Source organism: Aestuariivirga sp. (assembly GCF_041738905.1).
Taxonomy (GTDB): Bacteria; Pseudomonadota; Alphaproteobacteria; order Rhizobiales; family Aestuariivirgaceae; genus Aestuariivirga.
The window spans coordinates 51,512-62,361 of record NZ_JBGSOZ010000167.1 but is presented as its reverse complement, the minus strand read 5'-3'; the positions used below and the strand labels follow the sequence as shown (position 1 = coordinate 62,361).

Annotated in this window: 14 protein-coding genes and 1 tRNA gene; 9 read left to right on the top strand and 6 right to left on the bottom strand. The window is 61.6% G+C overall.

Going from position 1 to position 10,850, the window contains the following annotated elements; translation table 11 throughout:
- Positions 1 to 152: 152 nt before the first annotated feature.
- The 4 genes from ACEW8Q_RS16100 to ACEW8Q_RS16085 are packed head-to-tail and all read right to left on the bottom strand — an operon-like array spanning position 153 to position 3,957.
- Positions 153 to 611 carry a DUF3833 family protein gene (locus tag ACEW8Q_RS16100; protein WP_373505071.1) on the bottom strand — a complete coding sequence of 153 codons (459 nt, stop codon included), beginning with the start codon at positions 609 to 611 and terminating at the stop codon, positions 153 to 155.
- A 31-nt stretch (positions 612 to 642) separates the two neighbouring features.
- Positions 643 to 1,839, bottom strand: coding sequence for a class I SAM-dependent methyltransferase (locus ACEW8Q_RS16095; RefSeq protein ID WP_373505070.1), 1,197 nt, complete (start codon positions 1,837 to 1,839; stop codon positions 643 to 645).
- Positions 1,836 to 2,609: a DUF1365 domain-containing protein gene (locus tag ACEW8Q_RS16090; protein WP_373505069.1), complete on the bottom strand. Its 774-nt coding sequence runs from the start codon at positions 2,607 to 2,609 to the stop codon at positions 1,836 to 1,838. Before ACEW8Q_RS16090 ends, ACEW8Q_RS16095 begins: the two co-directional genes overlap by 4 nt.
- A gap of 1 nt (position 2,610) precedes the next feature.
- Positions 2,611 to 3,957, bottom strand: a complete 1,347-nt coding sequence (locus tag ACEW8Q_RS16085; RefSeq protein WP_373505068.1) for an NAD(P)/FAD-dependent oxidoreductase — start codon at positions 3,955 to 3,957, stop codon at positions 2,611 to 2,613.
- Between the two features lie 118 nt (positions 3,958 to 4,075).
- Here ACEW8Q_RS16085 and ACEW8Q_RS16080 point away from each other — a divergent pair, with 118 nt between their 5' ends.
- The 3 genes from ACEW8Q_RS16080 to ACEW8Q_RS16070 are packed head-to-tail and all read left to right on the top strand — an operon-like array spanning position 4,076 to position 6,062.
- On the top strand, positions 4,076 to 4,663 hold the full coding sequence (locus ACEW8Q_RS16080) for a sigma-70 family RNA polymerase sigma factor (RefSeq protein ID WP_373505067.1): 588 nt from the start codon (positions 4,076 to 4,078) through the stop codon (positions 4,661 to 4,663).
- Positions 4,660 to 5,310, top strand: a complete 651-nt coding sequence (locus tag ACEW8Q_RS16075) for a ChrR family anti-sigma-E factor (RefSeq protein WP_373505066.1) — start codon at positions 4,660 to 4,662, stop codon at positions 5,308 to 5,310. Before ACEW8Q_RS16080 ends, ACEW8Q_RS16075 begins: the two co-directional genes overlap by 4 nt.
- 2 nt (positions 5,311 to 5,312) lie before the next feature.
- Positions 5,313 to 6,062, top strand: a complete 750-nt coding sequence (locus tag ACEW8Q_RS16070; RefSeq protein ID WP_373505065.1) for an SDR family NAD(P)-dependent oxidoreductase — start codon at positions 5,313 to 5,315, stop codon at positions 6,060 to 6,062.
- 57 nt (positions 6,063 to 6,119) lie between these two features.
- Here ACEW8Q_RS16070 and ACEW8Q_RS16065 read toward each other — a convergent pair.
- Positions 6,120 to 6,194: transfer RNA gene (locus ACEW8Q_RS16065), tRNA-Gly, on the bottom strand.
- A 111-nt stretch (positions 6,195 to 6,305) separates the two neighbouring features.
- On the opposite strand from ACEW8Q_RS16065, the gene ACEW8Q_RS16060 reads away from it, so the two are divergent.
- The 5 genes from ACEW8Q_RS16060 to ACEW8Q_RS16040 all read left to right on the top strand — a co-directional run bounded on the left by ACEW8Q_RS16060 (position 6,306) and on the right by ACEW8Q_RS16040 (position 9,009).
- A complete protein-coding gene (locus ACEW8Q_RS16060) occupies positions 6,306 to 6,797 on the top strand; it encodes a prolyl-tRNA synthetase associated domain-containing protein (protein ID WP_373505064.1) in 492 nt (163 codons plus the stop codon).
- Positions 6,798 to 6,865: 68 nt separating this feature from the next.
- Positions 6,866 to 7,795 carry a thioredoxin gene (gene trxA / locus ACEW8Q_RS16055; RefSeq protein ID WP_373505063.1) on the top strand — a complete coding sequence of 310 codons (930 nt, stop codon included), beginning with the start codon at positions 6,866 to 6,868 and terminating at the stop codon, positions 7,793 to 7,795.
- Between the two features lie 8 nt (positions 7,796 to 7,803).
- Complete coding sequence (locus ACEW8Q_RS16050) at positions 7,804 to 8,472, top strand: LON peptidase substrate-binding domain-containing protein (protein ID WP_373505062.1); 669 nt, start codon at positions 7,804 to 7,806, stop codon at positions 8,470 to 8,472.
- A gap of 2 nt (positions 8,473 to 8,474) precedes the next feature.
- Positions 8,475 to 8,660 carry a Trm112 family protein gene (locus ACEW8Q_RS16045; protein ID WP_373505061.1) on the top strand — a complete coding sequence of 62 codons (186 nt, stop codon included), beginning with the start codon at positions 8,475 to 8,477 and terminating at the stop codon, positions 8,658 to 8,660.
- Positions 8,653 to 9,009 (top strand): gamma-butyrobetaine hydroxylase-like domain-containing protein, encoded by a 357-nt coding sequence (locus tag ACEW8Q_RS16040; RefSeq protein WP_373505060.1) that lies wholly within the window; start codon positions 8,653 to 8,655, stop codon positions 9,007 to 9,009. The genes ACEW8Q_RS16045 and ACEW8Q_RS16040 overlap by 8 nt, the downstream gene beginning before the upstream one ends.
- A gap of 12 nt (positions 9,010 to 9,021) precedes the next feature.
- On the opposite strand, the gene ACEW8Q_RS16035 is transcribed toward ACEW8Q_RS16040, so the two are convergent.
- A complete protein-coding gene (locus tag ACEW8Q_RS16035) occupies positions 9,022 to 10,260 on the bottom strand; it encodes an FAD-dependent monooxygenase (protein WP_373505059.1) in 1,239 nt (412 codons plus the stop codon).
- Between the two features lie 228 nt (positions 10,261 to 10,488).
- On the opposite strand from ACEW8Q_RS16035, the gene ACEW8Q_RS16030 reads away from it, so the two are divergent.
- Positions 10,489 to 10,827 carry a P-II family nitrogen regulator gene (locus tag ACEW8Q_RS16030; RefSeq protein WP_373505058.1) on the top strand — a complete coding sequence of 113 codons (339 nt, stop codon included), beginning with the start codon at positions 10,489 to 10,491 and terminating at the stop codon, positions 10,825 to 10,827.
- Positions 10,828 to 10,850: the final 23 nt, after the last annotated feature.

Genomic DNA, 10,850 nt, shown 5'->3' with positions numbered 1-10,850 from the left:
CGCAGAGTACTATCATTCGGTTCACCCGCTGGGTTCTCCATGATGGCCTCATATGGTTCAGGTTAAACTGCTGATAATTATACCTGAATCGGCGCAATGCCGCCACAAATCAGTATGTCATCTGGCGAATGCGGGTTTATGCAGACCGCTGATCAGGACTTCCGGAAAATTATGAGAACCTGCCCCAGCCTGATGCCCCACTTGCTCACCGTGGATCGGTTGAGCACGGTGCCATCGCCTGTTTCATAGAAGACGTCATCGAATGTCATTGCGATCATGCGGCTGCCTACGGCCAGGCGAAGCTCCGAGACGAGGTAGGCCCTGCCGGAATCGAAGCGTCCGTGTGCCACCGATACTGCATCCTCGCACGTGCCGGTGAAGTTCTGGGAGTCACCGCGTGTCAGCGACCAGGTCCGGTGCTGGCGCTCTCCGTCGTCGAACAGGAAATCCTCGTCCAGCATGAGGGTGTTGCCACTCGCAATACCGACAAGGCCGACAGTGAAACGGCGCTTGATGCGTCCCGACCTGTCTTCGAACACCCCTGAAGCATTGGTACGCCCCTCGAAGAAGGCGAGGAGATCGAAGCTGGCATTTTCGTTGCGCTTGAGCATGTCCGGACTACGTGGACATGTTTGAAGCCGATCACTTCGGCCGGCGGAAACGGTAGACCCCAACATCAATGGCGTGATCGGCGAAGCCCGCCTCGCAGTAACATAGATAGTAGCGCCAGCGGCGGCGGAAGGTTTCATCGAACCCGAGCCTCGCGATGCTGCTCCACGAGGATTCGAAACGGTCGCGCCACAGCGCCAGCGTCCTGGCGTAGTCCGTGCCGAAGGTCTGGAGCGTCTCGAAGGCAAGCCCTGCGCGCGCCGCCTGCTCGGCAAGGATCGCCTTCGTGGGCAGCATGCCACCCGGAAAGATGTAACGCTGGATGAAATCCGTGGTCTTGCGGTAGCCGGGATAGAATCGCTCGTCCATGGTGATGGCCTGTACCGCCGCGCAGCCGCCGGGTTCGAGCCTGTCGTGCAGCACGCGGAAATATGTGGGCCAGTTCGCTTCACCGACGGCTTCGATCATTTCGATCGAGGCGATGGCATCGTAGCGGCCCGTGTTGTCGCGGTAATCCTCGAAGCGCAGCTCGGTCTTTCCGCCAAGACGTGCTTCCGCAAATGCTAGCTGCTCGCGCGAAATGGTGAGGCCGGTCACTTCATGGCCGCGGCTCGCCGCCACCTCCGCAAAGCCGCCCCATCCGCATCCGATTTCGAGGATGCGCGAGGGCTTGCCAAGTTCGAGGGCGTTGAGAACCAGATCGTATTTCGCGGCCTGTGCAGCCTCGAGGTTCTGGGCGCCTTTCCCGAAAAACGCCGAGGAGTAGCTCATGGTCTGGTCAAGCCAGTGGCCATAGAAATCATTGCCGAGATCATAGTGGGCACTGATGTTGCGCCGGGACCCGGCCTTGGTATTCGCGCGCATCAGATGAAACAGGCGGTCGAACAGGCTCTTGTAGAAGACAGGACCCGCCGCGCTGTCCAGCGTGTCGCGGTTCTGCAGGTAGAAGCGCAGCACGGCGGTAATGTCCGAACTGTCGATGTCGCCGACCATGTAGCTTTCGGCAAATCCGACGGCGCCGCGCCTGATGGCGCTCCAGACGGGGCGGTAGTTTCTGACCTGCAAGTCACAGGCGGGACCGGGGTGCTCGAAGCCGATCATGTGCCGCGCGCCAGACGGCAGCGTGAGCGCGATGCCACCCTTGAGATCGCCCGGAAGGAGCTTCTTGCCGATGGAGTGGATGATCTGGCCGAGAATGCCCTCGTGGGTCGGCAACGTATCGGAACTCATGGTTTGGTACTGACCTCAGGCAAGATGTCGACGGTGTGGTTTGGAGCCTCGGGGCGAGGCTTCAGCCGAAGACCTTTCCACCAGAGCCGCAGTGCCTGCAAGTGGATTGCACCGATCACCTTGAAGGTCAGGAAGGGAAGACCCAGAAACGAGCGCAGTAGATTGCGGTCATCGAGGGGGCGCCTCACACCGCTGACATAGGCGTTGAGAATGGGCCTCTGATTGACCGTCAGGGCAACGCCCAGCGCCATCTTCTCCCCCGGGGCCGAAAAATGGAAGTCATAGCGGCCCTCAACCGCATTGAAAGGCGAAACGAAGAAATGCTTTGGCGCCGACTGCGACAGCGTTTCGCCCACGGGCACGACGTACGAATGGCGGCCGCCGAAGGTGTTGTTCACTTCATAGATCATCAGGCGCGGGCGGTCTTCGGCATCGAAACCGTAATAGACCGTGAGCGGGTTGAACACATAGCCGAAGACGCTTGGATAGCAGAACATGAAGATCCGCTTTACGTCCCCGCCGGCTCCCGCCTCCCGCACAAGCCGCCAGGCGTGGTCGCGGATCGGCGTGCCGTCCCCTGGGCCGTGATTGTTGTCCATGATGGAGAACAGGTTTATCCGGTTGTAGCTGAACAGCCGGAGGCGTTTGCTGGTGCTGGCGAGCTGGTCGACATCCGCAAAAAGATTGAACACCCGGTAACGGAGCACATGGCGCACCGGATTGAGCCGCCGATGCACGACCTCACCCTCGTATAGACAGGTCTCTGCCATTCTATCCGGCCGCTTCCGGATGGCGGAGCGACGGGGCGGACGTGGCAGCCAGATGAATCCGCCCGGACTCGCCCTGAACCGACCAGGGTCGCCTGACGCCGCCCAATTGCTCAGCTACCGCAAGCCCGGCCTGGATACCGTCCTCGTGGAAGCCCGATCCGAAATAGGCGCCGCAGAACCAGGTCCGCCGCAGCCCCTGGAGCTTCCAGAGTTCGCGCTGGGCCGCCATGGCCGCGGGGTCGAAGACAGGGTGCGCATAGTCGAACTCCGCCAGCACCCTTGAATGATCCGGCTCTTCAGCGGGGTTGAGGCTCACGAAGACCGGTGCCTTGACGGGAAGGGGTTGCAGCGCGTTCATCCAGTAAGTCACAGAACTGGTCGAGGCCGCAGCCGGCGGCAGCGCGGACAGATAGTTCCAGCTGGACCACAGGCGGCGGCGTTTCGGCATGAGGCGTTCATCACGGTGAAGAATGGCACGGTTGCGGGAATAACGGAAGGCACCCAGCACGCGGCCTTCCTCCGGACTGGCATCCGCCAGAAGTGCCAGCGCCTGGTCAGCATGGGCAGCGATGACCACGTCATCGTAGACCTGCTCCTCGCCTTCGGCTGACTGTACGACAACGTCGGATTCAGTGCGGCGGATGCTCCTGATCGGGGTCCTCAGGCGCGTTTCGAAAAGGCCATCGCGCATGATGCGGGAAACATATTCGCGCGAGCCCCCCCTTACGGTACGCCATAACGGCCGGTTTGTGAGTTTCAGAAGTCCGTGATTGTCGAAGAACTTCAAGAAGGCCTTGGCGGGATAGTCCCGCATGTCACCCGGAGCCGCAGACCAGATGGCGCCCGCCATGGGCAGCAGGTGACGGTTCAGAAAATAGTCGGAATATTTCTCGGCCCGCAGGAACTCCGCGATCGTAACGTCATCGGGCAGGCTCGGAAGTTTGGCCAGCGTGGTCTTGAAGAAGCGGGGAATGTCCCGCATCAGGCTCCAGTGGCCGGGGTTCAGCAGGTTTTGCGCCTGCCCGACAAGTTGAAGCAGGCTGGAGCCCGCATATTCATACGCACCATTGCCCATCGAAACGGCAAAACTCATGTTGGAGGGCGCTGTCGGAACGCCCAGATGGTCGAACAGCGCGGCAAGGTTCGGATAGGCGGGCGGATTGTAGACGATGAAGCCCGTGTCCACCGCCACGTCGCGTCCATCGATGTCGCAGTCAACGGTATTGGAATGGCCGCCCGGCCTGTTGTCAGCCTCGATCAGTGTGACGCGATGCCGCTGGGACAGGAGCCAGGCAGCGGACAAGCCGGAGATGCCGGAGCCGATGACGGCGATATGTCGTGGTTGCAATTCAGAGCCCCTTATTGCGGTCTGCTACGCCTTGCGCCGCCGCCCGGATCATTGATCCGGTCTCCCGGAGAAGCCGTAATCTGCGCTGAACAGGGGAAACAATGTTATGTTGGCCGTCATGGAATCGGCAGACAAGAAGCAGGATCAGGAGAAGCAGAGGCAGGAAACCCAATTCCGCGCCCTGATCAAGCGTGTGGCTCAAAATCACGACCGGCAGGCATTCGCCCAGCTGTTCGACCATTTTGCGCCCCGCCTCAAGAGCTTCATGATGCGGAAGAACACCTCGCCTGAACTGGCCGAGGATCTGGTGCAGGAAGCGATGATCGCGGTGTGGAAAAAGGCCGGTCTTTACGAACCCACGAAAGGCTCGGTGACGACCTGGGTGTTCACCATCGCCCGGAACCTCAGGATCGACCGGATACGGCGCGACGTGCACATGCCGATGACCGAGCTTGGAGACTACGACGAGCCGTCGGACGCACCTGAGGGGGAAGAACTGCTGGGCCGCAAGCAGGAGGATGGACTGGTCGCGAAGGCGCTCAAGAACATTCCCGACGAGCAGCGCCAGGTTCTGATCCTGTCTTTCGTGGAAGACATGCCCCAGAGCGAGATTGCCACGAAACTCGCCATACCGCTTGGAACCGTCAAATCGCGCATGCGACTGGCTTATGGCCATCTGCGCCGCATCCTGGAGACCGGACTTTGAAACCTTCACATCATCTCGACAGCAGCACCGTCCTCGCCTACGCGGCGGGTACCCTGGACGAGGCTTTCATGATCGTTTCTGCGGCGCATCTTGCCATGTGCCCGGTCTGCCGGAAGGCCGTACATGAGGCCGAGGCCCTGGGTGGCGAATTGCTTGCGCGCCTGGACGACACCAAAATCTCCGCCGATTGCCGGGCCCGCACCCTGACGGCCCTCGACCAGGCGACGCTGCACCGGCTGCCGGTGCCTGCTCCGCATTCCGAGCTTCCCGTACCCCTTGTGCGCCTCCTGAATGTGACTTCATTCGACGACATCGCCTGGAAGAAGAAGGCGCCGGGCGTGTCGATGTGCGATGTCAGGCTGCCCTCCTATGCGAAGGGCCAGCTCAAGCTGCTGCGTATCGGTTCCGGGCGGGCCATGCCGGAACATGGTCATGGCGGAGAAGAGATCACGCTGGTGCTGAAGGGCGCCTACATCGACCACATGGGCCGTTTCGCACGTGGCGATGTTGCCGATCTCGATGAGGAGATCGAGCACAAGCCGATCGTGGAGCAGGACGGCGATTGCATCTGCCTCGTCGCCACCGAGAGGCCCACGCGCTTCAAGTCGCTCGCCGCCCGCATCATGCAGCCCTTCGTCGGCATTTGACATTGCCTGAAAACCTGCCCTGGCGGACCGTCTGGGTCACAGGTGCGTCGACCGGCATAGGCCGCGAAATTGTCCTTCAGCTCGCCGCTGCGGGCGTCAAGGTCGCGGCCTCTGCGCGCTCTGCCGAAAGACTGGCAGGACTGGGAGGGAACGTTCTTGCGGTCCCCCTGGATGTAACCGACGCCTCTTCAACACGAACGGCGGTTGATCTTATCGAGTCGAAACTTGGACCCGTTGACCTCGCGATCTTCGGCGCCGGAACCTATGCACCAGTTGATGTCAATTCGATCAACCCCGCAGATTTCGCGCATATGATGACCACGAACTACATGGGCGTGGTCAACTGCCTTGCGGCGCTTGCACCGCGGATGACGGAGCAAGGACGCGGGCATATCTCGTGGATCGCGTCGGTTGCTGGCTATGCCGGCCTGCCGAAGGCGGCGGCCTATGGGCCGACCAAGGCTGCCCTGATCAATCTCGCGGAATCTCTTTACCCGGAGTTTCGCCGGCAGGGCGTCAGGATCAGCGTGATCAATCCGGGCTTCGTGGAAACCCCGCTCACCGCGCAGAATGATTTCGAGATGCCGTTCCTGATGAAGGCAGACGAGGCAGCGAGGCGCACCATCGAAGGCCTGGCGTCCGGCCGGTTCGAAGTGGCATATCCCCGCCGCTTCGCCGCGATCCTGAAATTCGCGCGGCTCTTGCCGTATCCGCTGTTCTTCAAGCTGATCGACAAGGCCATATTGAAATAGAATTCCGGCCTGCGAGGCAAGCCGGCTGGAATTGATCATACATGACGTTGAGAAGATTGGAGCGGGCGAGGCGAATCGAACGCCCGACCCTAACCTTGGCAAGGTTATGCTCTACCCCTGAGCTACGCCCGCTTCCATATCCGAAACCGGCGAGTGGCCGGTAGGTGCGCGCGTTATTGCCTAACTCCCTGCCAAATGCAAGAACAACCTTGCTACATCACTTTCAGAGGAAAAACGGCCGCCATGCCCGCGACCCGCGACGATCTGCTTGCACGCTTCAAGTCCTTGGGAATAGAGACGAAAACCAAGGATCACGCCCCTGTCTACACGGTCGAGGAGGCGCGCGCATTGCGCGGCGAGATCGAAGGCGGGCATTGCAAGAACCTGTTCCTCAAGGACGACAAGGGCAACATCTGGCTTATCGTCTGCCTCGAAGAATCGCAGATCGACCTCAAGGCGGCCCCCGCCAGGATTGGTTCGCGGCGGCTGTCCTTCGGGAAACCCGACTTGCTGATGGAGGTTCTGGGCGTCGAGCCCGGCTCGGTGACGCCCTTCGGCCTGATCAACGACACGGACAAGCGGGTGAACGTGGTGCTCGATGCCGCCATGATGGCGCATGAACTGTTGAACTATCATCCATTGCAGAATACCGCGACAACCACCATCCGCTCGGCCGATCTCGTCACCTTCATCCGGTCTCTGGGCCATGAGCCCAGGATCGTCGCGGTGGCTTGACCTGGCGCATTGAAAAACAAGGTCATTTGTTCCATCTAGGACGATGAATTCAGATTGAGGGATAATCCATGAGCATGATCATTGGCGGCCAGAACGATGGCAGCAAGGCTGCAGGTGCAACGGCGGGAGACCTGATCAAGGACTCGAACACCCAGAACTTCATGCAGGATGTGATCGAGCCATCCCGGACAACACCCGTGATCGTCGATTTCTGGGCGCCGTGGTGCGGGCCGTGCAAGCAACTCGGCCCGGCGCTCGAGAAAGTCGTGAAGCAAGCCAACGGCAAGGTCCGCATGGTGAAGATCAATGTGGACGAGAACCAGCAGCTCGCGGCACAGATGCGCATCCAATCTATCCCTGCGGTCTATGCCTTCGTCAACGGGCAGCCGGTCGATGGGTTCATGGGGGCACTTCCTGAAAGCCAGTTGAAGCAGTTCGTGGACAAGCTCGGCGGCCAGGGCAGCATGGCCGAGGAGATCGAGGCTGCGGTCGCAGAGGGCCGCGCCGCTCTCGAGGCCCAGGATATCGAGACGGCGGCACAGATATTCGCTCAGGTCCTGCAGGTCGACCGTGAGCATGTGGGCGCGATCGCCGGTCTCGCGCGCTGCCAGATTGCCATGGGGGATCTTGAGAATGCGCAGGCCACGCTCGCGCTGGTGCCGCCAGCCAAGGCCAATGATCCGGACGTGCTCAGCGTCAAGGCTTCGCTCGAGCTTGCGCTAAACCCGGTCGACGTATCCGAGATTGGGACGCTCAAGGCCCAGATCGAGAAGAACCCCGACGACTTCCAGGCCCGGCTCGATCTTTCAATCCTGCTCAATGGTGCGAATGAACGCGCGGAAGCCACCGACCAACTGATCTACATCATACGCAAGATGCGTAGCTGGAACGAAGAAGCGGCACGCAAGCAGCTGGTCAAGTTCTTCGAGGCCTGGGGTCCGAAGGACGAGTTCACGCTTGCCGGGCGCCGCAAGCTGTCCTCCGTCCTGTTCTCCTGAGAGGTGCCATGAGCTTTCTCGACCGCTATCGAAGCCCCGCCGATCTTCCACAGCGCGTCCCGGTGTTCCCGCTGTCCGGGGCGCTGCTGCTGCCGCGCGCCGATCTTCCGCTCAACATTTTCGAGCCGCGCTATCTCGCGATGATCGATCACGCGCTCTCGACGGACAGGCTGATCGGAATGATACAGCCCGTCCCCGAGCAGAGTGATGCCGATGCCCCGTCCCTGCTGAAGGTCGGATGCGTGGGCCGGATCACGTCCTATGCCGAGACGCCCGATGATCGCATGGTGATCACGCTGACCGGTGTCAGCCGCTTCCAGCTTGTCGAAGAACTGGCCGTCACCACACCCTACCGCCAGGTGATTGCAAACTATCATCCTTTCGCCGTCGATCTCGTCAGCGATCCGGGTGCAAGCGAAGTCAACAGGCCGGCACTACTCAAGGCCTTCCGCGACTATCTCGACGCCAACAACATGAATGCCGACTGGGGGCAGGTCGATGCCGCCTCGACGGAGGTGCTGGTGAATACGCTCTCGCTGCTGGCTCCTTATCCGCCGCAGGAAAAGCAGGCGTTGCTGGAGGCGCCCGACCTCAAGGCCCGTGCCGATGTTCTGGTGGCGCTCACCGAAGTGGCCCTGCGGCGCATGTCGCCCGGCGGCAAGCCGCGGCTGCAGTGACCATGGCCGACATCCGCACCGATCCCCGCCTGCTGGAACTACTCGTCTGCCCCGTCACCAAGACCAGGCTCCAGTATGACGCGGCGCGCCAGGAACTGATTTCCAGGGCCGCCGGCCTCGCCTATCCGATCCGCGACGGCATTCCGATCATGCTGGCCGAAGAGGCACGCGAGATCGGCCGTGAGTGATCCGTGGCCGGAGGAATTGCGCCTGAGGTCAGGCGGAACCCATCTCGCCGTCAGCTTCGACACGGGTGAAAGGTTTCAGCTCGATGCCGAGTATCTTCGCGTGGAGAGTCCCAGCGCCGAAGTGAAGGGCCACGGGCCCGGCCAGGAACAGCTGGTCTGGGGCAAGCTCAAGGTGAAGATCGCAAGGCTGGAGCCCATCGGCACCTATGCTGTCCGAATCGTGTTCGACGATGGCCACAGCACGGGGCTCTTCACCTGGCCCTACCTCCTGAAGCTCGGGCGCGAACGCGAGACGATCTGGCAGGCCTATCTCGACAAGATCGCCGCCGCGGGGTTCAGCCGGGGCTGAGGCCTGCCCGCGTCACACCTGTTCGCCCCGCAGCAGCTTCGGCAAGGCGCCGGAAATGCCCGCTGCTTCCGAGACGAACACCGATTTCAGGCCGCCCATGCGGTTCACCGCCATCAGCCCGGCCCGGCGCAGAAGCGTCAGCACCGGATTGGTGTTGGCGAAGAGGCGGTTCATGCCATCCATGGCCGCGCCCGTCGCTACCGTGTCGAATCGGCGCCATTGGGTGTAGCGGTCAAGTATGGCCTCGCTGCCGATGTCGAGCCCCAGTGCCGCCGCATCGTGGATGCATTCGGCCAGTGCCGCCACGTCGCGCAGCCCTAAGTTGAAACCCAATCCGGCAAGCGGATGCAGCACGTGGGCGGCATCGCCCGCCAGCGCCAGCCGGGGGCCGGTGAAGCGATCGGCCACGTACATGGCAAGCGGATAGCCATGGCGGCCCGAAACCATGTTGACCGTGCCGAGGTGCGTGCCGAAGCGCAGCCGCAGTTCTTCCTCGAACGCGTCAGGCTCCAGCGCAAGAAGACGCTCTGCTTCAGCGGTCCGCTCCGACCAGACCAGCGAGGAGCGGTTGCCGGGCAGCGGCAGGATGGCAAATGGTCCGGACGGCGTGAAATGTTCCTCGGCCCGGCCCTCATGGGGCAGCTCGTGTTCGACCGTAGCCACGAGGCCCATCTGGTCGTAGGGCCAGCCCACAAGCTTGATGCCGGCTGCCTCGCGGGCCGGTGAGTTGCGCCCGTCGGCCGCGACGATCAGCGAGGCGCGCAGCGTGGTTCCGTCCGCCAGCGTGACAGCGGCGAGACCTGGCCCGAAGTCGTAGGCCTCGACCTTCTCGCCCACCACGAAGCGGATGCGGGGCGATGCAAGGGCTTCATCCAGCATGGCGCCATAGAGATGGCGATTCTCTATCATGTGGGCGGATGGGCCGCCCTTCATGTCATCTGGCCCGAACTGCAGCAGCACGGGGCGGGCATCGCCGGGCCTTGTGCTGTCGGTGACGATGATCTCCGCCATGGGCTGGGCTTCGCTGGCCACCGATTGCCAGATGCCGAGTGCCTCGAACATGCGGCGCGCGGCGGCCGTGATGGCGGAGGCGCGACCATCGAAGCTGTTGCGGGCGAAGCCGCGGGGGTCCTTCGCATCGACCACGACGACGTCCAGCGGGCGCTTTGCGCGTCTCCCGCCAAGGGCCAGGGCAGCTGCAAGCCCGTTCAGGGCTGCGCCAATGACGATGATATCGGATGGTTTGGACATGATTGCTTTTCAGACTGTTTCCTTACCGATTACAGGCGGTGCGTCGTCGCGGATCATTCTGCACATAATTAGGGCAAATGAAAAAAACTGCCTTCTTTTACGGCGTAAACATTCTGGAAAGAATTCGGCCAGAGTCACAATATCATGATTTTTCAAAAGCTTATCTGATTCAGTGAATCTGGCACGCTTCTTGTTTTGCACTGCATCACAACACACAAGGGGTGGTGCATGAAATATGTGATCGCAATCATTAAGCCGTTCAAGCTCGAGGAGGTGCGCGAAGCCCTCGGGGGGCTCGGCATCCAGGGCATAACCGTCACCGAAGTGAAGGGTCATGGGCGCCAGCGCGGCCATACCGAGTTCTACCGCGGTGCCGAATACACGGTGAGCTTTGTTCCCAAGGTCAAGCTCGAGCTGGCCGTGGACGAGGCCATCGCGGACCGGGTCATCGAAACCATTCAGCTGGCCGGCCAGACCGGGCAGATCGGTGACGGCAAGATCTTCGTCCTGCCGCTCGAACAGGCCGTGCGCATCCGCACCGGCGAAACCGGCGCCGCAGCGCTCTGACAAAGAAACAAGGGGTAAGACAT